At 59.7% G+C, this 22,773-nt stretch carries 24 protein-coding genes and 1 other RNA gene; 18 read left to right on the forward strand and 7 right to left on the reverse strand.

Going from position 1 to position 22,773, the window contains the following annotated elements; all coding sequences use genetic code 11:
• The first annotated feature begins 67 nt into the window (after positions 1-67).
• Positions 68-580 carry an acyloxyacyl hydrolase gene (locus ACVW0Y_RS00320; protein WP_457435280.1) on the forward strand — a complete coding sequence of 171 codons (513 nt, stop codon included), beginning with the start codon at positions 68-70 and terminating at the stop codon, positions 578-580.
• A 63-nt stretch (positions 581-643) separates the two neighbouring features.
• On the opposite strand, the gene ACVW0Y_RS00325 is transcribed toward ACVW0Y_RS00320, so the two are convergent.
• Together ACVW0Y_RS00325 and ACVW0Y_RS00330 are read right to left on the reverse strand one after the other, a co-directional pair.
• Positions 644-1,609, reverse strand: a complete 966-nt coding sequence (locus tag ACVW0Y_RS00325) for a hypothetical protein (protein WP_457435282.1) — start codon at positions 1,607-1,609, stop codon at positions 644-646.
• A 72-nt stretch (positions 1,610-1,681) separates the two neighbouring features.
• Complete coding sequence (locus ACVW0Y_RS00330) at positions 1,682-2,587, reverse strand: GlxA family transcriptional regulator (RefSeq protein WP_457435807.1); 906 nt, start codon at positions 2,585-2,587, stop codon at positions 1,682-1,684.
• Positions 2,588-2,836: 249 nt separating this feature from the next.
• Here ACVW0Y_RS00330 and ACVW0Y_RS00335 point away from each other — a divergent pair, with 249 nt between their 5' ends.
• A complete protein-coding gene (locus tag ACVW0Y_RS00335; protein ID WP_457435284.1) occupies positions 2,837-3,973 on the forward strand; it encodes an acyl-CoA dehydrogenase family protein in 1,137 nt (378 codons plus the stop codon).
• 60 nt (positions 3,974-4,033) lie between these two features.
• On the opposite strand, the gene ACVW0Y_RS00340 is transcribed toward ACVW0Y_RS00335, so the two are convergent.
• Positions 4,034-5,071 (reverse strand): NADP(H)-dependent aldo-keto reductase, encoded by a 1,038-nt coding sequence (locus ACVW0Y_RS00340; protein WP_457435285.1) that lies wholly within the window; start codon positions 5,069-5,071, stop codon positions 4,034-4,036.
• A gap of 237 nt (positions 5,072-5,308) precedes the next feature.
• Between ACVW0Y_RS00340 and rplM the strand changes: the two genes are divergently transcribed.
• From rplM to ACVW0Y_RS00375, 7 genes are all read left to right on the forward strand, one after another.
• A complete protein-coding gene (gene rplM, locus ACVW0Y_RS00345) occupies positions 5,309-5,737 on the forward strand; it encodes a 50S ribosomal protein L13 (protein ID WP_457435287.1) in 429 nt (142 codons plus the stop codon).
• Positions 5,738-5,751: 14 nt separating this feature from the next.
• Entirely contained in the window at positions 5,752-6,144 is a 393-nt protein-coding gene (rpsI, locus tag ACVW0Y_RS00350) for a 30S ribosomal protein S9 (RefSeq protein ID WP_108098496.1), read from the forward strand.
• Positions 6,145-6,396: 252 nt separating this feature from the next.
• Positions 6,397-6,990, forward strand: coding sequence for a ubiquinol-cytochrome c reductase iron-sulfur subunit (gene petA / locus ACVW0Y_RS00355; protein WP_108098497.1), 594 nt, complete (start codon positions 6,397-6,399; stop codon positions 6,988-6,990).
• Positions 6,990-8,201 carry a cytochrome b gene (locus ACVW0Y_RS00360; protein ID WP_108098498.1) on the forward strand — a complete coding sequence of 404 codons (1,212 nt, stop codon included), beginning with the start codon at positions 6,990-6,992 and terminating at the stop codon, positions 8,199-8,201. Before petA ends, ACVW0Y_RS00360 begins: the two co-directional genes overlap by 1 nt.
• Positions 8,201-8,983: a cytochrome c1 gene (locus ACVW0Y_RS00365; protein ID WP_457435289.1), complete on the forward strand. Its 783-nt coding sequence runs from the start codon at positions 8,201-8,203 to the stop codon at positions 8,981-8,983. Before ACVW0Y_RS00360 ends, ACVW0Y_RS00365 begins: the two co-directional genes overlap by 1 nt.
• A 92-nt stretch (positions 8,984-9,075) precedes the next feature.
• Entirely contained in the window at positions 9,076-9,693 is a 618-nt protein-coding gene (locus ACVW0Y_RS00370) for a glutathione S-transferase N-terminal domain-containing protein (RefSeq protein ID WP_457435291.1), read from the forward strand.
• Between the two features lie 17 nt (positions 9,694-9,710).
• On the forward strand, positions 9,711-10,124 hold the full coding sequence (locus tag ACVW0Y_RS00375) for a ClpXP protease specificity-enhancing factor (protein ID WP_457435292.1): 414 nt from the start codon (positions 9,711-9,713) through the stop codon (positions 10,122-10,124).
• 101 nt (positions 10,125-10,225) lie between these two features.
• Here the strand turns inward: ACVW0Y_RS00375 and ACVW0Y_RS00380 are convergent, their stop codons facing one another.
• From ACVW0Y_RS00380 to ACVW0Y_RS00395, 4 genes are all read right to left on the reverse strand, one after another.
• Positions 10,226-10,756: a BON domain-containing protein gene (locus ACVW0Y_RS00380; protein ID WP_457435294.1), complete on the reverse strand. Its 531-nt coding sequence runs from the start codon at positions 10,754-10,756 to the stop codon at positions 10,226-10,228.
• On the reverse strand, positions 10,753-11,346 hold the full coding sequence (locus ACVW0Y_RS00385) for a phosphoheptose isomerase (RefSeq protein WP_108098503.1): 594 nt from the start codon (positions 11,344-11,346) through the stop codon (positions 10,753-10,755). The genes ACVW0Y_RS00380 and ACVW0Y_RS00385 overlap by 4 nt, the downstream gene beginning before the upstream one ends.
• 177 nt (positions 11,347-11,523) lie before the next feature.
• Positions 11,524-11,895 (reverse strand): YraN family protein, encoded by a 372-nt coding sequence (locus ACVW0Y_RS00390; RefSeq protein ID WP_457435295.1) that lies wholly within the window; start codon positions 11,893-11,895, stop codon positions 11,524-11,526.
• Complete coding sequence (locus ACVW0Y_RS00395; RefSeq protein WP_457435809.1) at positions 11,896-13,710, reverse strand: penicillin-binding protein activator; 1,815 nt, start codon at positions 13,708-13,710, stop codon at positions 11,896-11,898.
• A gap of 152 nt (positions 13,711-13,862) precedes the next feature.
• Between ACVW0Y_RS00395 and rsmI the strand changes: the two genes are divergently transcribed.
• From rsmI to mraY, 9 genes are all read left to right on the forward strand, one after another.
• A complete protein-coding gene (gene rsmI / locus ACVW0Y_RS00400) occupies positions 13,863-14,708 on the forward strand; it encodes a 16S rRNA (cytidine(1402)-2'-O)-methyltransferase (protein WP_457435810.1) in 846 nt (281 codons plus the stop codon).
• A 50-nt stretch (positions 14,709-14,758) separates the two neighbouring features.
• An RNA gene (gene rnpB, locus ACVW0Y_RS00405) (RNase P RNA component class A) lies at positions 14,759-15,115 on the forward strand.
• A 311-nt stretch (positions 15,116-15,426) separates the two neighbouring features.
• The gene (gene mraZ / locus ACVW0Y_RS00410; protein ID WP_457435297.1) at positions 15,427-15,882 is read left to right on the forward strand and encodes a division/cell wall cluster transcriptional repressor MraZ; all 456 of its coding nucleotides are present in this window, start codon (positions 15,427-15,429) and stop codon (positions 15,880-15,882) included.
• Positions 15,879-16,832 carry a 16S rRNA (cytosine(1402)-N(4))-methyltransferase RsmH gene (gene rsmH / locus ACVW0Y_RS00415; RefSeq protein WP_457435298.1) on the forward strand — a complete coding sequence of 318 codons (954 nt, stop codon included), beginning with the start codon at positions 15,879-15,881 and terminating at the stop codon, positions 16,830-16,832. Before mraZ ends, rsmH begins: the two co-directional genes overlap by 4 nt.
• Positions 16,829-17,122, forward strand: a complete 294-nt coding sequence (ftsL, locus tag ACVW0Y_RS00420) for a cell division protein FtsL (RefSeq protein WP_457435299.1) — start codon at positions 16,829-16,831, stop codon at positions 17,120-17,122. The genes rsmH and ftsL overlap by 4 nt, the downstream gene beginning before the upstream one ends.
• Positions 17,119-18,855, forward strand: a complete 1,737-nt coding sequence (locus ACVW0Y_RS00425) for a peptidoglycan D,D-transpeptidase FtsI family protein (RefSeq protein WP_457435301.1) — start codon at positions 17,119-17,121, stop codon at positions 18,853-18,855. Before ftsL ends, ACVW0Y_RS00425 begins: the two co-directional genes overlap by 4 nt.
• On the forward strand, positions 18,855-20,318 hold the full coding sequence (locus ACVW0Y_RS00430; protein WP_457435303.1) for a UDP-N-acetylmuramoyl-L-alanyl-D-glutamate--2,6-diaminopimelate ligase: 1,464 nt from the start codon (positions 18,855-18,857) through the stop codon (positions 20,316-20,318). The genes ACVW0Y_RS00425 and ACVW0Y_RS00430 overlap by 1 nt, the downstream gene beginning before the upstream one ends.
• On the forward strand, positions 20,311-21,678 hold the full coding sequence (locus ACVW0Y_RS00435; RefSeq protein WP_457435305.1) for a UDP-N-acetylmuramoyl-tripeptide--D-alanyl-D-alanine ligase: 1,368 nt from the start codon (positions 20,311-20,313) through the stop codon (positions 21,676-21,678). Before ACVW0Y_RS00430 ends, ACVW0Y_RS00435 begins: the two co-directional genes overlap by 8 nt.
• Complete coding sequence (gene mraY, locus ACVW0Y_RS00440) at positions 21,679-22,761, forward strand: phospho-N-acetylmuramoyl-pentapeptide-transferase (protein ID WP_457435306.1); 1,083 nt, start codon at positions 21,679-21,681, stop codon at positions 22,759-22,761.
• The last annotated feature ends 12 nt before the right edge of the window (positions 22,762-22,773 follow it).

The raw sequence follows: 22,773 nt of genomic DNA on the forward strand, positions 1-22,773 counted from the left end.
CGAAGATTTCTATAATCGAGCTCGTACGCAGATATCTGTGATCAATCCGATACAAAAGGATGTTGCGATGAAGTTGATTTCCTTGGCTGCGGCTGCAGCCCTCTCCTTAGGTCTGTCCCTTTCCGCTAGTGCTGCGGACGTCACCTTCGCCATCGGTCAATCCGGTGAGTCGACCATGGTCTATCGCCTCGGTACTCAATTCGATTTCGGCACCAGTTGGTGGCAAAGCGACGTCGGCCATCTGACCGGCTATTGGGATGCGGGCTACACCTACTGGCAGGGCGACAAGTCCTCCAGCAACCACAGTATTTCCTTAGCGCCGGTATTCGTTTACGAGTTCGCCGGTGAAAACGTCCGTCCCTATATCGAAGCTGGCGTTGGCGTGGCGCTGTTCGCCAATACGGAGCTGGAAGACAACGACCTGGGCTCCTCCTTCCAGTTTGAAGATCGCCTGGGCCTTGGCCTGCGCTTCGCTGGTCAGGAGGTGGGCGTTCGGGCGATTCACTATTCCAATGCCGGGATCAGCCAGCCGAACGACGGCGTAGAGGCTTACACCCTGCATTACCGCGTGGCTTTCTAAAGGCCCGTGACGCAACTGCAAAAGCCCGGCTGAAGCCGGGCTTTTTTCTGCGTAGCGCTTGGCTCAGTTCTGCGCCATCTTCTGCTCATGGGCTTTCAGCAGCTCTTTGGCATGGGCCACTTCCAGGGCTTCCATGGCATTGATCGGTTTGATCGCCACGGCGTCCTTCAGGTGTTGCACGACCTTGGTTTCTTCGTCGTCGCCGTATACATACACCAAGGCATTAGCGTACTCGTAGTGGCCGATGGGCAGGTTGTCGGCCTGTTTGAAGGAGCGCGCAAAGTAGGTTTCCATCTGATCGGCGCTGACCCCGTAGGTCATCTTGCCCACCAGCTTGCCGACCTTGCGGATCACGCCGGCTTCATAGCCGCCATACAGGGCGAGCGCGAACGGTTGTTGTGGCTGTTTGGCCAGCAGGGCGTCGAGTTCCCTGGGGATCTGGCTGGTATAGCCACGCTTGAGCACCACCGGCACCGACAGCTCTTCGCCCAGGCGTGCCTTGGCATAAACGCGGCCGAACTGCGCCACGGTGTCGCTCTGCACCAGCTCGCCGGCCTTGTCGGTGTAATCGATCACCTCTTCCAGCAGGCGGTGTTTTTCGTCCTGGTTTGGCACTAGGAACATGGCGTACACCACCTGGGCGAACATCGCCGGGATCTGGCCGCCGACGCCGAGTGCCAGGCCTTCTTTCTTGGCTTGGGCAAAGTCCCCTTTGAACATCAGACGCCAGACGTTCTGCAGTTTCTGCGCATAGATTTCGGCTTCTTCCGGTTTGCCGGTAAAGCCTGTGTTGCCAGTGACGGTCATCTCCAGCGCTTTGGGGTAGGTGGTGGCCATCTTTATTACCCACTCCGCATCCGGGAACGGGTAGTTGTCGCCAAATCCGCGGGTCAGCTGTGGCCAGGCCTGGCGCAGCTTGTCGCCCGAGTAGTCATAGGCGGCCTGGTCGTAAGGGAAGGGTTTCCATTTTTCATCTGCCACAGCCATCAGGCTGCACAGCGTAAGCACGGCAAAAATTAATGGGCGCATGACAAGTACCTGTTTTTGTTAGAGGTTCACGCGCCGATCATAGGTCGCAGGCGAGGGCGACCAACCCCCATCCTAGGAATGGCTGTCCTTTTGCTGGAATTGGCGTCGGTACTGGTTAGGCGACAGTTCTGTGTGCTGACGGAACAATCGGGCAAAGAAGCTGGCATCGTCGTAGCCCACTTCGTAGCTGATGGTCTTGATGCTTTTGCGCGTGGCGCTCAGCAAACCCTTGGCTGTTTCGATCCGTAACCGTTGCAGATAGTGCAGCGGCTTATCGCCAGTGGCGGTCTGAAAACGCCGCATAAAGTTGCGAATGCTCATGCCGTGCTGGCGGGCCACGTCTTCAAAACGGAATTTCTCTGCGAAGTTTTCTTCGAGCCATTGCTGAATCTGCAGGATGGTCACGTCCTGGTGCAGCTTCTGTCCGCCAAAGCCGATACGCCCCGGGGTGTAGTTGCGCTGCACTTCATAAAGAATGTCACGGGCCACGGCCTGCGCCACGCTGGCACCACAGAAGCGTTCGATCAGATACAGGTAGAGGTCGCAGGCCGACGTGGTGCCGCCGGCGCTGTAGAGATTGTCGGCGTCTGCAAGGTGTTTTTCCTGATTCAGCAAAACCTTGGGGAAGCGTTCGCTGAACTCGCGGAAAAAGCGCCAGTAAGTGGTGGCTTCTTTACCGTCCAGCAGCCCGGCCTGGGCAATCCAGAACACCCCCATCGCTTCACCGCAGATAACGCTACCGGCCGTGTGTTGCTTGCGCAGCCAGGTGAGAATCTGTGGATAGCGCTGGCAGAGCAGATCGAAATCGCCCCAGTAGGCCGGCAGGATGATGATGTCGGCAGGCTCCAGGCCGCCACTTACGGGCAGCACCACATCGCTGAAGCTGCGGGGCGGCTGGCCGTCGGGGCTGACCAGGTGGATATCGAACGCGGGCGTCAGGCCCAGACCCAGTTGCCGGCCATAACGCAGGCTGGCCATATGGAAGAAGTCTTTGGCTTGCATGAGGGTGGAGGCGAATACGCCCTCGATGGCCAGGATAGCGACGCGCTTGAGGGCGCTGGACTGAGCAGTCGGCATGGATACTTGTTCTTATTAGGGGATAGTGGTCAGTAGCTGGCTGGATCGTCTTATTTTTTGTCGCATGTGTCCAGTGTGTCGAAACGTTTGACTGTCCTACAGTCGGGGCCTTGCCAATCCCGGCGTTAGACGTATTCAGTGGGTAAAACAATGATTCCAAGAACCCTGTTCAGCTCTGACCATGAGCTGTTTCGTGACAGCGTGCGCAAGTTCCTTGAGCAGGAAGCCGTGCCTTACCACCATCAGTGGGAAAAGGATGGCCATATCGACCGGGCGCTGTGGAACAAGGCGGGCGAGGCCGGCATGCTCTGCTCCCATCTGCCGGAAGAGTACGGTGGTATGGCAGCCGATTTCCTTTATAGCGCCGTGGTGATTGAAGAGATCAGCCGTCTGGGTCTGAGCGGTATCGGTTTCTCCCTGCACTCGGACATCGTTGCGCCGTACATCCTGCATTACGGCTCCGAGCACCTGAAGCACAAGTACCTACCGAAACTGGTGTCGGGCGAGATGGTCAGCGCCATCGCCATGACCGAACCGGGTGCCGGTTCGGACCTGCAGGGGGTGAAAACCACGGCGGTGCTGGACGGTGATGAATACGTCATCAACGGCTCCAAGACCTTTATCACCAACGGCTTTCTGGCCGATCTGGTGATAGTGGTGGCCAAGACCGATCCTAAAGCTGGCGCGAAAGGTACAAGTCTGTTCCTGGTCGAAGCGGGGACGCCGGGTTTTGCCAAGGGCAAGCGCCTGGAGAAAGTCGGCATGAAAGCGCAGGACACGTCTGAACTGTTTTTCCAGGACGTACGTATTCCCAAGGAAAACCTGCTCGGCCAGGCGGGCCAGGGTTTCGCTTATCTGATGCAGGAGTTGCCCCAGGAGCGCCTGACCGTGGCGCTGGGCGCGCTGGCCAATGCCGAGGCGGCGTTGCAGTGGACCCTCGATTACACCCGGGAGCGCAAAGCGTTTGGCAAAGCGATCAGTGAGTTCCAGAACACCCGTTTCAAACTGGCCGAAATCGCCACCGAAGTGCAGGTAGGGCGAGTGTTTGTGGATCGCTGCCTGGAGCAGCACCTCGAAGGCAAGTTGGACGTGCCGACTGCCGCCATGTGCAAATACTGGACGACCGATCTGCAATGCAAAGTGCTGGATGAGTGCGTGCAGCTGCACGGCGGCTACGGCTATATGTGGGAGTACCCGGTGGCGCGTGCGTGGGCCGACGCACGGGTGCAGCGCATTTATGCTGGCACCAACGAGATCATGAAAGAGATCATTTCGCGATCGTTGTAAGACGTTGACGAAATTAAAAAGCCCGGCTCAATGGCCGGGCTTTTTTGTTTCTGCCGTGTGTTACGGCGCGGGGTTCGGCTGGGATTTATGGATAGCGTCGATCTGCTCCAGCAGCTCAGGGCTGAGGGTCAGGTCTGCACTGGCCAGGTTGCTTTGCAGCTGTTCGTTGCTGGTCGCGCCAATGATATTGCTGGTGACAAAGGGGCGGGCGGTTACAAAGGCCAGGGCCATCTGCGCTGGATCCAGCCCGTTCTCACGCGCCAGAGCGACATAGCGGGAGCACGCCGCTTCCGCCTGCGGATTGGTGTAGCGAGTAAAGCGGCTGAACAGACTGATGCGTGCATTGGCCGGGCGAGCCCCGCCTTCGTATTTACCCGAAAGCATGCCGAACGCCATCGGCGAGTAGGCCAGCAAGCCGCATTGCTCGCGGATCGCCACTTCCGCCAAACCCACTTCAAAGGTGCGGTTGAGCAGGTTGTAGGGGTTCTGGATCGATGCCGGCCGCGGCAGGCCGAGCTGCTCGGACAACTGCAGAAACTTCATGGTGCCCCACGGCGTTTCGTTGGACAGGCCGATGTGGCGGATCTTGCCGGCCTTTACCTGTTCGTCCAGTGCTTCGAGGATTTCGCCGATGGGGGTGAAGTCCTGCTCTTTATGTTGGTAGCCGAGTTGGCCGAAGAAGTTGGTGCTGCGTTCGGGCCAGTGCAATTGGTATAGGTCGATATAGTCGGTCTGCAGGCGCTTCAGGCTGGCATCCACCGCTGTAACGATATGGGCGCGGTTGTGCTTGAGCTGGCCGTCGCGAATGTAATCGATACCGTTGCCGGGGCCGGCGATCTTGCTGGCGAGAATCCAATCGCCGCGGTTGCCACGGGCTTTGAAGTAGTTGCCGATGATCTGTTCGGTGCGGCTGTAGGTCTCTGCACGCGGTGGCACAGGGTACATTTCCGCCGTGTCGATAAAATTGACCCCCGCCGCGCGGGCCATGTCGATTTGCTCGAAGGCCTGTTCCTGGGTGTTTTGCTCGCCCCAGGTCATGGTGCCCAAGCAGATTGCGCTGACGTCGAGATCGGTGCGGCCGAGCTTACGAAACTGCATGAATTTCTCCTCGTGCAAAAACGCACATCAAATCAGGTTGATATTTTTCCTGCAATCGGCATAATTCCGCAGCTGTTTTCAGCAGGGGATGCCTAGCCTGCTTGAACTCGCCGTACGGACGTGATGACCCGAGCCCCCGATAGCGTCCGTCTCTGGCTGCCTTTGCTTGTCAAAGCGCGCACTATTCAGTAAGATCCGCCGTCTTATTTTCAGGGCGGCCCCTGAGGCTATTAAAGAATGAAAACTTTTACTGCTAAACCGGAAACTGTTAAGCGCGACTGGTTTGTCGTCGACGCTGCAGGTCAGACTCTGGGTCGTCTGGCCACAGAAATCGCTAGCCGTCTGCGTGGCAAGCACAAAGCTGAATACACTCCTCACGTTGATACCGGTGACTACATCGTCGTCATCAACGCTGAGCAAGTACGTGTAACTGGCGCTAAGACCACCGACAAAATGTACTACTCTCACTCCGGTTTCCCGGGTGGCATCAAGTCGATCAACTTCGAAAAGCTGATCGCCAAGGCGCCTGAGCGTGTGATCGAGACCGCGGTTAAAGGCATGCTGCCGAAGAACCCGCTGGGTCGCGACATGTACCGTAAGCTGAAAGTGTACGCGGGTGCTGTTCACCCTCACACTGCTCAGCAGCCCCAAGAACTGAAGATTTAACGGAATAGTTCATTATGTCGGCGACTCAAAATTACGGCACTGGCCGTCGCAAGACTGCAACCGCTCGCGTCTTCCTGCGTGCAGGCACTGGCAAGATCTCCATCAACAACCGCACCCTGGAAAACTTCTTCGGTCGCGAAACTGCCCGCATGGTAGTTCGCCAGCCGCTGGAGCTGACTGAGACTGTCGAGAAATTCGACATCTACGTCACCGTTCTGGGTGGTGGTGTCAGCGGTCAAGCTGGCGCAATCCGTCACGGCATCACTCGTGCTCTGATGGACTATGATGAAGCTCTGCGTCCTGCTCTGCGCAAAGCTGGTTACGTCACTCGTGATGCTCGTGAAGTTGAACGTAAGAAAGTCGGTCTGCGTAAAGCGCGTAAGCGTCCGCAGTACTCGAAGCGTTAATTCGCACTTCGTTCAAAGACGCCCAGTTTCCCAAAGGAACTGGGCGTTTTTTATGGGCGAAAGTATTGCTTGCGACAACTTGCCGCATGCGCAAATGCCGCGTCCGGCAAGGCTTTCAGCCATTTTGTATCCAGTAATTGCCTTGTCAGAAATGGGGCTTTTCTTTACCATTTGGCAAATTTTTTGCGCGGCTTGAATTTTACTTAGTAGATGCCTGAATAACAGGCCACAAAGCTGATGGGAGACGACTGAATGAGCAATGACGGCGTGAATGCAGGCCGGCGTCGCTTCCTTGTAGCAGCCACTTCGGTGGTTGGTGCTGCAGGAGCGGTGGGTGCTGCGGTCCCGTTCGTGGGGTCATGGTTCCCGAGTGCCAAGGCCAAGGCCGCTGGTGCTGCGGTGAAGGTGAATGTCAGCAAGGTCGAGCCAGGTCAGCAGATGATTGCTGAATGGCGCGGTCAACCGGTGTTCATCGTTCGCCGTACAGAAGAAATTCTGGGCAACCTGACCAAGATCCACGATCGGATGTCTGACCCGGAGTCGAAAGCTTCCGTACAGCCCACCTATGTCGATCCGACGGTGCGCTCGATCAAGCCAGAAATTCTGGTGCTGGTCGGTATCTGTACCCACCTGGGTTGCTCGCCATCCTTCCGTCCTGAAGTGGCTCCGGCCGACCTCGGCGCTGAATGGGTCGGTGGCTATTTCTGCCCTTGCCACGGTTCGCGCTACGACCTCGCCGGTCGTGTGTATAAATCGCAACCAGCTCCGTTGAATCTGCCAGTGCCGCCTCACTCTTACGAGTCCGAGTCCGTCATTGTCATCGGTGTGGACCAGGAGAAAGCCTGATGAGCAAATTCATGGAGTGGGTAGATGCGCGCTTTCCCGCCACTAAAATGTGGGAAGACCATCTCAGCAAGTATTACGCACCGAAGAACTTCAACTTCTTCTACTTCTTTGGCTCCCTGGCCCTGCTGGTTCTGGTTAACCAGATCCTGACTGGTGTCTGGCTGACCATGAGCTACACCCCGTCCGCCGAAGAGGCTTTTGCCTCCGTTGAATACATCATGCGTGATGTGGAGTACGGCTGGATCATTCGTCTGATGCACTCCACCGGCGCTTCGGCGTTCTTCATCGTGGTTTACCTGCATATGTTCCGTGGCTTGCTTTACGGTTCGTACCAGAAGCCGCGTGAGCTGGTATGGGTATTCGGTATGCTGATTTACCTGGCCCTGATGGCTGAAGCCTTCATGGGTTACCTGCTGCCGTGGGGCCAGATGTCCTACTGGGGTGCCCAGGTGATCATCTCGCTGTTCGGTGCCATTCCGGTGATCGGCGATGACCTGACCCAGTGGATCCGTGGTGACTACCTGATCTCCGGTATCACTCTGAACCGCTTCTTCGCATTGCACGTTATTGCTCTGCCAATCGTGATTCTGGGCCTGGTGGTCCTGCACATTCTGGCGCTGCACGAAGTGGGTTCGAACAACCCGCAAGGCGTGGACATCAAGAAGTTCAAAGACGAAAACGGCGTACCGTTGGACGGCATTGCTTTCCACCCGTACTACACCGTTAAAGATATCGTCGGCGTGGTGGTGTTCCTGTTCATCTTCTGCTCGATCATCTTCTTCTTCCCGGAAATGGGTGGTTATTTCCTCGAGAAGCCGAACTTCGAAGTCGCGAACTCGTTCAAGACCCCAGAGCACATTGCCCCGGTCTGGTACTTCACCCCGTTCTACGCAATCCTGCGTGCTGTACCGGATAAATTGCTCGGCGTAATCGCCATGGGTGCTGCTATTGCCGTGCTGTTCGTGCTGCCGTGGCTTGACCGTAGCCCGGTCAAATCCATGCTCTACAAGGGCTGGATGAGCAAAATCTGGCTGGTGGCCTTCTGCGTGTCCTTCATCATCCTCGGCGTATTGGGCGTTCTGCCGCCTACCGACGAGCGCACGCTGCTGGCGCGTATCTGCACCACCCTGTACTTCGCATACTTCATCCTCATGCCGTTCTACACCAAGCTTGAGAAGACCAAACCGGTTCCGGAAAGGGTGACTGGCTGATGAAAAAGCTATTTGCTGCACTAGTTTTCGCTGTTCTGCCGGCCATCGCGTTCGCCAACAGTGGTCATGGTCCTGAGTTGGAGTCGGTCGATATCGACCTCACCGACAAAGCTGCCATGCAAGACGGCGCACGTACTTTCGCCAACTACTGCATGGGCTGCCACAGCGCCAAGTTCCAGCGTTACGAGCGTGTTGCCGACGACCTCGGTATCCCGCACGAGCTGATGCTCAGCAACCTGGTTTTCACCGGTGCCAAAATCGGCGATCTGATGAAAAACAGCATGTCGCCAGTGGATGCCAAGAAGTGGTTCGGTGCGGCTCCGCCCGACCTGACTCTGGTTGCCCGTGTGCGTGGCAACGATTGGCTGTACAGCTACCTGCACGCCTTCTATGAAGACCCGGCACGCCCATGGGGTGTGAACAACAAGGTCTTCCCGAACGTAGGTATGCCGAACGTTCTGGTCGGTCTGCAAGGTCGTCAGGTGGTAGGTTGCAAGCAAGTACAAGTGGTTGAAGAGGGCAAGAAGCAGTACGACCCGCTCACCGGTACTCCGCTGACCCACGAAGCCTGTGACCAGCTCACCATCGTGCCGAAAACCGGCAAGCTGAATGAGGCCGAGTTCGACGAGAAGGTTAAAAACCTGGTGACCTTCCTGGCCTACTCCGCCAACCCAGTGAAGCTGAAAAGCGAGCGCATCGGTACCTACGTATTGCTGTACCTGGCCTTCTTCTTTGTGTTCGCGTATCTGCTGAAACGTGAATACTGGAAGGATGTGCACTAAGTAACTGGTATTCTCCGCTGTCGACTTGCGCGCCCTATTGGGCGCGCACGTTTTTGTGCTACCGATAACTTTAACAAGCGAGGAGGATCGCCATGGGCGTGACCAACCGGTTGGCCTGTTACTCCGACCCCGCCGATCACTATTCCCATCGCGTACGTATCGTGCTCGCCGAGAAAGGTGTAAGCGCGGAAATCATCAATGTGGAACCTGGGCGCACGCCGCCCAAACTGGTTGAGGTCAATCCTTACGCCAGCCTGCCGACGTTGGTGGACCGTGACCTGGCGTTGTATGAATCGACCGTGGTGATGGAATATCTTGACGAGCGTTATCCCCATCCGCCGCTGTTGCCGGTTTACCCGGTGGCGCGGGCCAACAGTCGTTTGCTGATTCACCGCATTCAGCGCGATTGGTGTGTTCTGGTGGATCTGATTCTTGATCCGCGCAGCAAAGAGCCGGCCCGTGTGCAAGCACGCAAGGAGCTGCGTGAAAGCCTTACCGGCGTGTCGCCATTGTTCGCCGACAAGGCTTATTTCCTCAGTGACGAGTTGAGTTTGGTAGATTGTTGCCTGTTGCCGATCTTGTGGCGCTTGCCGATCCTCGGTATCGAGCTGCCCAAGCCGGCCAAACCCTTGCTCGATTACATGGAGCGCCAGTTTGCCCGCGAGGCCTTCCAGGTCAGCTTGTCGGGTGTTGAGCGCGATATGCGCTGAAGCTGAAGGAGCTTTCGATGAACTCCAGTCGTCCGTATCTGATCCGCGCCTTATACGAGTGGATCGTTGACAACGATTGCACGCCACACCTGCTGGTGAATGCTGAATACCCGAACGTGCAAGTGCCACAAGGCTTTGCCAATGACGGCCAGATCGTCCTCAACGTGTCGCCCAGCGCTGTACGTCATCTGCATATGGATAACGACGCGGTGAGCTTCGAGGGGCGCTTTGGCGGGGTTGCTCATACCCTGTTCATCCCGGCATCGGCCGTTTTGGCGATTTACGCACGGGAAAATGGTCAGGGCATGGTCTTCGACTTGGAGTCGCCAGTGGCGGACGAAGAGCCTGAAGATGATCCGGATGGTGATGGTCCTTCAGGCAGCGAGCCGCCGCGCCCAAGCGGTCGGCCGAGTCTGAAAGTGGTGAAGTGAAACGTAGGTTGGGTTGAGCCGCAGGCGAAGCCCAACGGTTACGCAAAATCCAATAAAAAAGGCGATCCGAAGATCGCCTTTTTTATTGCCCGCTGTTCACGTCAGTCGACGTACTCGAACAGCTTCACAATCTTCTGCACACCCGACACACCCTGCACCAGATTGGCGGCCAGTTGCGCCTGCTGACGGCTGACCACGCCCATCATGTAGACGATGCCGTTCTCGGTGATCACCTTGATATTCGAGCTGGATACGCTGTTGTCAGCCAGCATCTCGGTCTTGATCTTGGTGGTCAGCAGCGCATCGTTGCTGCGCGCCAGGGCCGAGGAGGGGGCGATCACTTGCAGTTCGTTGTACACCTTGCGCACGCCCTGTACGGAGCGGGCTGCTTGCTCGGCGGCGGCCTTCAGGTCGGCGCGTGGAGTTTGCCCGGCGAGCAGCACGATGCCGTTATAGCTGGTGACGATGATGTGCGAGCCATTGGCCAGGTCGGGGCTGGCCTGGTTGATTTTCTGCTCGACATTCGAGGGGATGAATTGGTCATCGATCTTGTTGCCGAACGAACGGCTGCCGCACCCGGAAAGCACCAGGGTGACGGCAAGAGCGGCAAGGATTAATGGCGTACGGGTCATTCTTCACTCCCAAACAGTTGGCTATCAATCAGGTCGCAGAGGCAGTGGATGGCCAGCAGATGGACCTCCTGGATGCGTGCGGTAACTTTCGAAGGAACACGAATTTCCACGTCTTCGGGCAACAGCAGCGAGGCCATGCCGCCGCCGTCGCGGCCGGTGAGGGCAACCACCACCATTTCACGGTCGTGGGCGGCCTGGATGGCTTGAATCACGTTGGCCGAGTTGCCGCTGGTGGAAATCGCCAGCAAGACGTCGCCCGGTTGGCCCAGGGCGCGGATCTGCTTGGAGAACACCTCGTTGTAGCTGTAGTCGTTGGCGATCGAGGTGATGGTCGAGCTGTCGGTGGTCAGCGCGATGGCTGGCAGGCTGGGGCGCTCGCGCTCGAAACGGTTGAGCAGTTCCGAGGAGAAGTGCTGGGCGTCACCGGCCGAGCCACCGTTGCCGCAGGTGAGAATCTTGCCTTCATTGAGCAGGGCCTGAACCATGGCCAGACTGCCGTGCTCGATGTAGGGAATAAGCACTTCCATGGCTTGCTGTTTGGTTTCGATACTGGCTTGAAACAGCTGGCGGATACGGGATTGCATGTCCATCGGAGATGACCTTCAGTGTGGCTGCTGATCAGCTGGCCCAGGGGAATTCTGGAACCTGCCTGTTGCAGGTGAAAATCGCTCGGCGCCGCAGTGGTTACTGCGCTGTGCCGAAACCAGGTTCGGTCTTGCACTCGGTTGCTGCCGCACAGCGCACTGCCGGCAATCGGTTGTGGTTAATCAGGCTTCAAAGGCGTTGCGAATCCAGTTCAGTCGGTCCGCTGGCTGTGCGCCGCTATTGATGGCTACGACATCGAAACGGCACGGGTGTTTGGCCCAACGCGACTCCTGTTGCAGAAAGCTGCTGGCCGCGAGGATCAGCTTCTGCTGCTTGCGGCCGTCAACGCTTTCGACTGCGCCACCCCAGGCGGTATGCCGGCGGGCGCGAACTTCGACGAATACTACTGTATCGCCGTCCAGCATGACCAGATCGAGCTCGCCGCCCTTGCAGCGCCAATTCCTGCTCAGCAGTTTCAGGCCGTGGCGGCGCAGGTGCTCAAAGGCCTCTGCTTCGCCTTCACTGCCGGCCTGCTGGGTGTTGGCGGCGATCAATCAGAAGCTGCTGCTGACAGGCAGACGTTGCACGGTGCCGTCACGGAACTCGGCCCACGGCAACTGGCGTTCTACGCGCTGGTTGGCGTTAACGCTCAGGCTGCCGGACAGGCCGTCAACGCGGCTTTCTGGCAGGGCTTTCAGTTCGGTCAGACGGGGTGCCAGGCGGTACGCGTCAACGCCCATCGCATACAGACGGCCGAGGCTGCCCGCGGCCTGTGGCCACTGGCTGCTGACCTGTTGACGAAGCGGGTCGTTGGCATCCAGCAACCAAGGGGTTTCGCAGAAACGAATGCCGTCCAGATCCTGGTACTGCGCCGGGTTGCTGCCGCCGGTGAACAGGTGCGAAGTGGCATACACCGGTACATCGCCGGCGTACTGGAAGGCCAGGGTCGGTTTGATCTGCTGGGCCTGCTGCGGAGTGGCAGCGAGGAAGATAAAGTCGATGTCCTGACGGCGTGCCGGCTGTGCGGCGAGTTGCGTGCCCAGCACGCTCTGCAGACGCTTGGCGCGGGCTTCGCTCTGGCGCAGTTGGAACAGGTCGGCAATCTGTTGGGCCAGCTCGACCGGCTGATCAACATGTTCGGCAGCGATCAGGCTGCCACCTTTGGCTTGCCAGCTTTGGCGGAAGGCATCCAGCACGCGGTCGCCCCACTCGCCACGGGGCACCAGGGCCACGGCGCGGCGCATGCCGTCATCCCAGGCACGGCGCGATACTTCACGGGCTTCATCTTCGGCAGCCAGGCCGAACTGGAACAGTTGCGGTGGGCCTTCACGGCCGGCGTCGGCGTAGTTCAGGGCCAGCGTGGTGATCGGCAACTGCTCGCGGTCACTCAGTTGCTTGACCAGGTTTTTCTCCAGCGGACCCACTACCAGTTGAATGCCAGCTGCTTGGGCCTGGCGGTAGAAGTCATCCATCGAGGCCAGGCGCGAGCTGTCGAATACTTCGATGCTTGGCGGATTCTGGCCCGCTTGCTGGGCCTGGAAATGCGCGGCCATAAAGCCGTCACGCAGGGCGCGGGCTACGGACGCCAGCTGGCCATCTTGCGGCAGCAGCAGGGCGATTTTGGTCAGCGGTTGGCTGGCCAGTTCCTTGAGTTTGCTCAGCGCTGCCGGCAGTTGTTCAGCGGCCGGGTGTTGCGGGTTCTGTTGGCGCCAGGCGTCGATGGCGGCTTGCTGCTGTTGCAGGGTGCCAGCGGTTTTCACCACGCTGGCCAGTTGCATCCAGCCTGCCAGGTCGGCGTCACCGCCACCTCGCAGTTGATCGGCCGGCAGTGACGACACCAATGACCAGATGCTTTCGTGATTGCTGCGCGCCGCTTCGCCGTTCAGCAGCGGTGCGATAAACACACGCTCGCGGGCAGCCGCCAGGGGTTGCCCGTCGGCCTCCAGCGCCTGGGCGCGAACCAGTTGGGTGCGTACTTGCTGGTCTACCGGCAGCTCGGCCAGGCGTTGCATACCAGGTTGGTCGAGGGCCTGCAGAGCGCTTTTCGGCTTGCCGCGGGCCAGGGCGATTTCGGCACCAAGGGTGCCGGCGAACACTTGCTGTGCGGGTTTCAGGGTGGCGACGGGCACTTGCTCGAGAATTTGCGCGGCGCGGCCCAGATCCTTCTGTTGATAAGCCTGATCGGCAGCGGCCAGGCGCAGCGAGGCGGCTTGTTCCGGCTTGGCCTCGGCGGCCTGCTGCAGCAATTGATCGATGCTGGCCTGCGGGGTGCGGGGCAATTCGCCAAGGGTGGAGGACGGCGAGCTTGAGCAGGCGGCCAAGAGAGCGGCGAGGCTGATAGCGAGGAGCGGGCGCAGGCCGGCGGTCAGGCGGATGATCATGTAGGCGTTCCTGGTACTTGATCGAAGAGGGCGGATTGTACCCAAGGGCCAGCGCAGGCGCGATGTTGATGGCGTGAATCGGGCTACAATGCGCGCTTTCTGTGATTCATGAGGTGTGCGTTGTGACCACTCAGGGTGTTTTGAATTCCACCACCGGCACGCTTTATGTGGTGGCCACACCCATCGGCAATCTCGACGATATCAGTGCGCGCGCGCTGAAAGTGCTGCGCGACGTGGCGCTGATTGCCGCCGAAGACACCCGTCATTCCATTCGGTTGATGCAGCATTTCGGCATCGGCACGCCCTTGGCGGCCTGCCATGAACACAACGAGCGCGATGAAGGCAGCCGTTTTCTGGCGCGGCTGCAGGCCGGAGATGACGTGGCACTGATTTCCGATGCGGGCACGCCGCTGATTTCCGATCCGGGTTATCACCTGGTGCGCCAGGTGCGTGCCGCGGGTATCAAAGTCGTTCCGGTGCCGGGGCCCTGTGCCTTGATCGCCGCGCTCTCGGCGGCAGGGCTGCCGTCTGATCGTTTTATCTTCGAAGGTTTTCTGCCGGCCAAAGCGGTGGGGCGTCGTGCCCGCCTGGAAGCGGTCAAGGAAGAACCGCGCACGCTGATCTTTTATGAAGCGCCGCACCGGATTCTGGAATGCCTGGAGGATATGGAGCTTGTGTTCGGTGGCGAGCGGGTGGCGCTGTTGGCGCGTGAGCTGACCAAAACCTTCGAAACCCTCAATGGCCTGCCTTTAACCGAGCTGCGTGCCTGGGTGGCGAGCGACAGCAACCAGCAGCGTGGCGAATGCGTGGTGTTGGTCGCGGGCTGGCAAGCGCCGGAAGGCGACGAAGCGGTAAATGCCGAAACCCTGCGCGTGCTCGATCTGCTGCTTAAGGAAATGCCGCTCAAGCGTGCGGCAGCTTTGGCGGCGGAGATCACCGGGGTGCGTAAGAATCTGCTCTATCAGGTGGCCCTGGAGCGGCAATAACGGTTTATTGGCTTGTTCTAACGGAAGGCTGCCGCTACCCTAGGCGGCGGAGAGTCGATTGGACAGTCGCTGCCTCATTTTGTTCGCAAGATGGGGGGGAGGAAAGTCCGGGCTCCATAGGGCGGAGTGCCAGGTAACGCCTGGGAGGCGCGAGCCTACGGAAAGTGCCACAGAAAATAACCGCCTAAGCGCTTCGGCGCCGGTAAGGGTGAAAAGGTGCGGTAAGAGCGCACCGCACGTCTGGTAACAGTTCGTGGCTAGGCAAACCCCACTCGGAGCAAGACCAAATAGGGTTCCATGGCGTGGCCCGCGTCGGAACCGGGTAGGTTGCTAAAGGTGTCCAGTGATGGCCATCGTAGAGGAATGACTGTCCTCGACAGAACCCGGCTTACAGATCGACTCTCCACCTCCTTCCGCTGTTTGCTTTACCTCCCGTCGCTGCGTTTTCCAGATCGAAAAAATCTCACTCTTAAGAAGTTACTTTAAGTTCGAGGCGCAGCCCCTTGAACTCGTTCGGCTGTATCCGTCAAAACACTGCTAAAACCCCCCTCCCTTGTTCCAAAAACATCGCTAAATCACCGTCCTATAAGGATTTTTCCCTGCAAGCGCGCCTTGACGGTGGGGTGGCTGCGTTCCTATAGTGTGCCGAAGTGGTACAAAGTGGTACGAAGTGGGTTTTGTGGGCATGGAAAGCTAATAAAAAAGGGGAAGCGCTGTCGTGTTTCGCGGAGCTAACGCAATCAGTCTCGACGCCAAAGGGCGCCTCGCGATGCCAAGTCGGTATCGGGACGAGATCGTGTCGCGTTCGGCTGGCCAGCTCATCGTAACAATCGACGCCATTGACCCCTGCCTCTGTGTCTACCCGCTGCCTGAGTGGGAAATCATCGAAACCAAGCTCCGTGAGCTGCCGTCCCTGCGTGAAGAAACCCGTCGCCTGCAGCGTTTGCTGATTGGCAATGCGGTGGATATCGAGCTGGACAGCGCTGGTCGTTTCCTGGTGCCACCGCGCTTGCGCGAGTACGCCAAGCTGGACAAGCACGCGATGCTGGTCGGGCAACTGAACAAATTCCAACTGTGGGACGAAAACGCCTGGAACGCGCTTGCTGATGCGGACCTGGCAGCCATTAAACAGCCGGGCGGTCTGCCGGACGAACTGCGTGATCTGATCCTGTGACAACTACCAATAGCAGTGGCTTTCGCCATATCACCGTTCTGCTCGATGAAGCCGTAGAGGCTCTCGCCGTGCGTCCGGACGGCTGCTATCTGGACGGCACTTTCGGTCGCGGCGGACATAGCCGGCTGATTCTGCAAAAGCTTGGCCCAGACGGGCGGCTCCTCGGTTTCGACAAAGACCCTCTGGCGATTGCGACCGGAGACGCGCTGGCGGCCGAAGACGGCCGCTTTGTCGTTGTGCAGCGCAGTTTTGCCGAGCTTGGCGAAGCGGTGGCTGAGCGTGGCGACAGCGGCAAGGTTTCCGGCATTCTGCTCGACCTTGGTGTGTCCTCGCCGCAGCTGGACGACGCCGAGCGCGGCTTCAGCTTTATGAACGACGGCCCGCTGGATATGCGCATGGACCCGAGCCGTGGCGTCAGCGCCGCGCAGTTCATCGCCACCGCAGCGGAAGAAGAAATCGCCCGGGTCTTTAAAGAATACGGTGAAGAGCGCTTCGCCAAGCGTATGGCTCGTGCCGTGGTGCAGCGCCGCGAAGTCACGCCGTTCGAGCGCACCGCCGACCTGGCGGAAGTATTGAAGGTCGCCAACCCGGCCTGGGAGAAGGGCAAGAACCCGGCTACCCGTGCCTTTCAGGGTTTGCGCATTCATGTGAACAACGAGTTGGGCGATCTTGAACGTGGCCTGCATGCGGCCATGAACGCCCTCGAAGTGGGTGGCCGCCTGGTGGTGATCAGCTTCCACTCGCTGGAAGACCGCATCGTCAAACTCTTTATGCGTCGCCTGGAAAAAGGCGAAGCCGACAAGCTGCCGCGCAATCTGCCCGTGCGGGTTGAACGCTTCGAGCCGTTTATCAAGACCATCGGCAAGGCGCAGTTCCCGTCCGATGCCGAGCAATCGGCCAACCCTCGCTCGCGCAGTGCGGTTATGCGTGTGGCGGAGAAGTTGCGTTGAGCCGGGCATTCGCCAAGCCGTTGCCGGCCGGCAGCACCTTGCTGCTGATTCTGTTTGTTGCCGTATTGGTTTCGGCCATTGCCGTCTCTTATAGCGCGCACTGGAACCGCCAGTTGCTCAACTCTCTGTATGGCGAACTCAGCGTGCGCGACAAAGCGCAGGCCGAGTGGGGTCGTCTGATTCTTGAACAAAGCACCTGGACCGCCCACAGCCGTATCGAAACGCTGGCCAGCGAGCAGCTGAAAATGCGCATTCCTGAGCCCGCCGAAGTACGGATGGTGGCGCCATGATGAAGCTCGAAGGCGCACTCTACCCCTGGCGTTTCCGTGTGGTGCTTGGCCTGCTCGGTGTCATGGTTGCGGCCATCTGCTGGCGCATCATCGATCTGCAGGTGCTCGACCACGCCTTCCTGCAAGGTCAGGGCGATGCCCGCAGCGTGCGTCACGTACCTATTCCTGCCCACCGCGGCCTGATCACTGACCGTAACGGCGAGCCGCTGGCCGTCAGTACCCCGGTCACTACCCTGTGGGCCAACGGCAAGGAACTGCAAGCCGGCAAAGACCGCTGGCCAGCATTGGCCGCCGCACTTGGCCAGGAGCCCAAGGCTTTCGCCGCGCGGCTGGAGGAAAATGCCGGGCGCGAATTTATGTACCTGGTGCGGGGGCTGACCCCGGAACAGGGCCAGTCAGTGCTCGACCTCAAAGTGCCAGGCGTCTACTCCATCGAGGAGTTTCGTCGTTTCTACCCGGCCGGCGAAGTGACCGCGCATGTGGTGGGCTTTACCGATATCGATGACCACGGCCGCGAGGGCGTGGAATTGGCGTTTGACCAGTGGCTGTCCGGCGTACCCGGCAAGCGCGAAGTGCTGAAAGACCGCCGTGGCCGCCTGATCAAAGACGTGCAAGTCACCCGCAACGCCAAGGCCGGCAAGGCCCTGGCGCTGTCCATCGACCTGCGCCTGCAGTACCTGGCGCACCGCGAGCTGCGCAACGTAGTCACCGAGTTCGGTGCCAAGGGTGCCAGCCTGGTGATGCTCGATGTGAAGACCGGCGAAGTGCTGGCCATGGTCAATCAGCCCACTTACAACCCCAACAACCGGCGCAACCTGCAGCCGGCCATGATGCGTAACCGCGCCATGATCGACGTGTTCGAGCCGGGCTCCACGGTGAAACCGTTCTCCATGAGTGCGGCGCTGGAAAGTGGGCGCTGGAAGCCGACCGATACCGTCGATGTCTACCCGGGCACCCTGCAGATCGGCAAATACACCATCCGCGACGTTTCCAAGAATGAAGGCGTGCTGGATTTGACCGGCATCCTGATCAAGTCCAGTAACGTGGGCATCAGCAAGATCGCTTTCGATATCGGCGCAGAGCCGATTTACAACGTGATGCAGCAGGTGGGTCTGGGTCAGGACACTGGCTTGGGCTTCCCCGGCGAGCGCGTCGGCAACCTGCCCAATCACCGCATCTGGCCGAAAGCCGAAACCGCGACACTGGCCTACGGCTACGGTCTGTCGGTCACCGCCATTCAGCTGGCCCACGCCTATGCCGTGCTAGCCAACAACGGCCGCAGCATTCCGATGACCATGACCCGCGCCGATGGCCGTACCCAGGATGGCGTGCAGGTGATTCCGGAAGCTACCGCAAAAACCATCCAGGGCATGTTGCAGCAAGTGGTTGAAGCACCAAGTGGTGTGTTCCGCGCCAAGGTGCCGGCCTACCACGTAGGTGGCAAATCCGGTACCGCGCGTAAAGCCACAGTCGGCACCAAGGGCTACACCGCCAACGCCTACCGCTCGTTGTTCGCCGGTTTTGCACCGATCAGCAATCCGCGTATCGCCATGGTCGTGGTGGTGGATGAGCCAAGCACCGGCGCCTACTTCGGCGGCCTGATCTCCGCCCCGGTATTCGGCAAAGTCATGGCCGGCGCGCTGCGCCTGATGAACATTGCCCCGGACAACCTGACCCCGGCCGATGTCCAGCCTGCCGTGGCACTCACTATTCCTCGGGAGTTAGCGCGCTAATGCCAATGCCCCTGAACCAATTGCTGCCGCAAGCGGAAAGCTCGGTATTGATCCGCGAGCTGACCCTGGACAGCCGTAAAGTTCGCCCTGGCGACTTGTTCCTCGCCGTGCCTGGCGGTCAGCAGGATGGCCGCGTCCATATTGCTGATGCCATCGCCCGTGGCGCGGCTGCTGTGGCCTATGAAGCCGAAGGCGCTCCAGTCATTAGCGCTCAGGGTGCCGAGCTGGTGCCGTTGAAAAATCTGGCAGGCCAGCTATCGTCGATTGCCGGGCGTTTTTATGGCGAGCCAAGCCGTGGTCTGCACCTGGTGGGCGTCACCGGCACCAACGGCAAAACCAGTATCAGCCAACTGATTGCTCAGGCGCTGGACCATTTTGGCGAGCGCTGCGGCATCGTCGGCACTCTCGGCACCGGTTTCCACAATGAGTTGGAGCAAGGCCGCCACACCACGCCCGACCCGATTGGCGTGCAAGCGGTATTGGCCAATCTGAAACAAGCGGGCGCTCGCGCCGTGGCCATGGAAGTGTCCTCCCACGGTCTGGACCAGGGCCGCGTTGCCGCCTTGGCCTTCGACGTGGCGGTGTTCACTAACCTGTCGCGCGACCACCTGGACTACCACGGCTCCATGCAGGCCTACGGCGAAGCCAAGGCCAAGCTGTTTAGCTGGCCGACCCTGCGTTGCCGCGTGCTGAACCTAGACGACGCGTTCGGTCGCCAACTGGCCGGCGAAACCCACGAGTCGCGCCTGATTACTTACAGCCTCGAAGACCGCAACGCCTACCTCTATTGCAGCGAAGCGGTGTTCGACGACCACGGCGTACGCGCCAAGCTGGTCACCCCGAAAGGCGAGGGCAGCCTGCGCAGTTCCTTGCTCGGTCGTTTCAACCTGAGCAATCTGCTCGGCGTGGTCGGTGCCTTGCTCGGCCTGGACTACCCGCTGGACGAAATTCTCAAAGTACTGCCGCAGCTGGAAGGCCCGGCTGGCCGTATGCAGCGCCTGGGTGGCGGGGCCAAGCCGCTGGTGGTGGTCGACTATGCCCACACCCCGGACGCCCTGGAAAAAGTCCTCAGCGCATTGCGCCCCCACGCCACTGGCAAGCTGCTGTGCCTGTTCGGCTGCGGCGGCGACCGTGATCGCGGCAAACGTCCGCTGATGGCCGAAGTGGTCGAGCGTCTGGCCGATGGCGTGATGGTTACCGACGACAACCCGCGCAGCGAAGCGCCGGAACAGATTTTTGCCGATATCCGTGCCGGCCTTAAGGCACCGGAGCAGGCGCAGTTCGTCTATGGCCGTGGCCAGGCGATCGCCCAGTTGATTGCCAGTGCCGACGCTGCCGATGTGATCGTGCTGGCCGGCAAGGGCCATGAGGATTACCAGGAGATCAATGGCGAACGGCAGCCGTTCTCCGATCTGCATCAAGCCACCAACGCCCTCGCTGCGTGGGAGGCCGCCCATGTTTAAAGCCTTGCGCCTGAGTGAAGTGGTCAACACCCTCAACGCTTGCCTGGTCGGTGCCGACGCCACATTTAGCGCCGTCAGCACCGATAGCCGCGCGATCCAGCCGGGTCAGCTGTTTGTCGCCCTCACCGGTCCACGCTTCGACGGCCACAGCTACCTGCAGGAAGTCACCCAGAAAGGTGCGGTTGCCGCTCTGGTCGAGCGTGAAACCGTAGGCGTGAGCATTCCCCAGCTGGTGGTTGCCGATACCCGTCACGCCCTGGGGCAACTGGGTGCGCTGAATCGTCAGGCCTACACCGGCCCGCTGGCGGCCATCACCGGTTCCAGTGGCAAGACCACGGTCAAGGAAATGCTCGCCAGCATTCTGCGTGCCGGCAGCAACGGCCCGGTATTGGCCACACGCGGCAATCTGAACAATGACCTTGGCGTACCGCTGACCCTGCTGGAACTGGGCGCGGAGCATCAAGGTGCAGTGATCGAACTGGGTGCCAACCGCCTCGGCGAGATTGCCTACACCGTCAGCCTGGCCAAACCCCAGGTCGCGGTACTGAATAACGCCGGCACTGCCCATATCGGCGAGTTCGGCGGTGCCGACAAGATTGTCGAAGCCAAAGGCGAAATCATCGATGGCCTGAGCGCCAGCGGCATCGCCGTGCTCAACCTCGACGACAAGGCGTTTGCGATCTGGCAAGGCCGTGCCGGCAACCGCCAGGTACTGAGCTTTGCCCTGAGCAACCCTGCGGCCGATTTTTACGCCAGCGACCTGGGCCGCGATGCCCGTGGTTGCCCGTCCTTTACCCTGAACAGTCGCCTGGGCAGCGCCACCGTGCAGCTCAATCTGCTCGGCACCCACAATGTCGCCAATGCGTTGGCGTCAGCGGCTGCAGCGTCGGCCCTCGGTGTGCCGTTGGTCAGTATCAAGGCCGGTCTGGAAAACGTGCAGCCGGTCAAAGGCCGCGCCGTAGCGCAGTTGGCGACCAATGGCGCGCGGGTGATCGACGATACCTACAACGCCAACCCGACTTCCATGTGCGCCGCCATTGATATACTCGCCGCCCTCGAAGGCCGGACCGTTCTGGTTCTGGGCGACATCGGCGAGCTGGGCGAGTGGGCTGAACAAGGCCACCGCGATGTCGGTGCCTACGCTGCCGGAAAAGTCGATGCTCTTTATGCCGTCGGCCCGAATATGGCCCATGCCGTGGCCGCATTCGGCACCCAGGGCCGGCACTTTGCCGATCAGGCCAGTCTGATCGCTGCCGTCAGTGCCGAGCCCGGCAACACCACCATTCTAATTAAAGGATCGCGCAGCGCAGCGATGGAAAACGTCGTCGCGGCTTTGTGCGGCACTCAGGGGAGTCATTAAATGCTGCTGCTGTTGGCCGAGTATCTGCAACAGTTCTACAAAGGCTTTGCGGTCTTTCAATACCTGACCCTGCGCGGGATTCTGGGTGTGTTGACCGCGTTGTCGCTGTCGCTGTGGCTGGGCCCCTGGATGATTCGTACTCTGCAGATTCGCCAGATCGGTCAAGCCGTGCGTAATGACGGCCCGCAATCGCACCTGTCGAAATCCGGTACCCCGACCATGGGCGGTGCCTTGATTCTATCCGCCATCGCCATCAGCACCTTGCTCTGGGCCGACCTGACCAACCGTTATGTGTGGGTGGTGCTGACAGTGACCCTGCTGTTCGGCGGCATCGGTTGGGTCGACGACTACCGCAAAGTGATCGAAAAGAATTCGAAAGGCCTGCCGAGCCGCTGGAAGTATTTCTGGCAGTCGGTGTTTGGCCTGGGCGCGGCGATCTTCCTGTATATGACTGCGCCAAGCGCGGTGGAAACCACCCTGATCGTGCCCATGCTCAAAGATGTCAGCGTCGCGCTGGGCGTGGGCTTTGTGGTGCTGACCTACTTCGTGATCGTCGGCTCCAGCAACGCGGTCAACCTGACTGACGGCCTCGATGGCCTGGCGATCATGCCCACGGTAATGGTCGGCGGCGCCCTGGGCATTTTTTGCTACCTGTCGGGCAACATCAAATTCGCCGACTACCTGTTGATTCCTTATGTGCCGGGTGCCGGCGAGCTGATCGTGTTCTGCTCGGCGCTGGTCGGTGCCGGCCTGGGCTTTCTGTGGTTCAACACCTACCCGGCGCAAGTATTTATGGGCGATGTCGGCGCGCTGGCCCTGGGGGCCGCTCTGGGCACCATCGCCGTGATCGTCCGCCAGGAAATCGTGCTGTTCATCATGGGCGGCGTGTTTGTGATGGAAACCCTTTCGGTGGTGATCCAGGTGGCGTCGTTCAAGCTCACCGGCAAGCGCGTATTCCGTATGGCACCGATCCATCACCACTTTGAACTCAAAGGCTGGCCTGAGCCGCGCGTAATCGTGCGCTTCTGGATCATCACCGTGATTTTGGTGCTGGTCGGCCTCGCCACCCTGAAACTGCGTTAAGGACCAAGGAAC

Source organism: Pseudomonas sp. TE3786, from assembly GCF_054057335.1.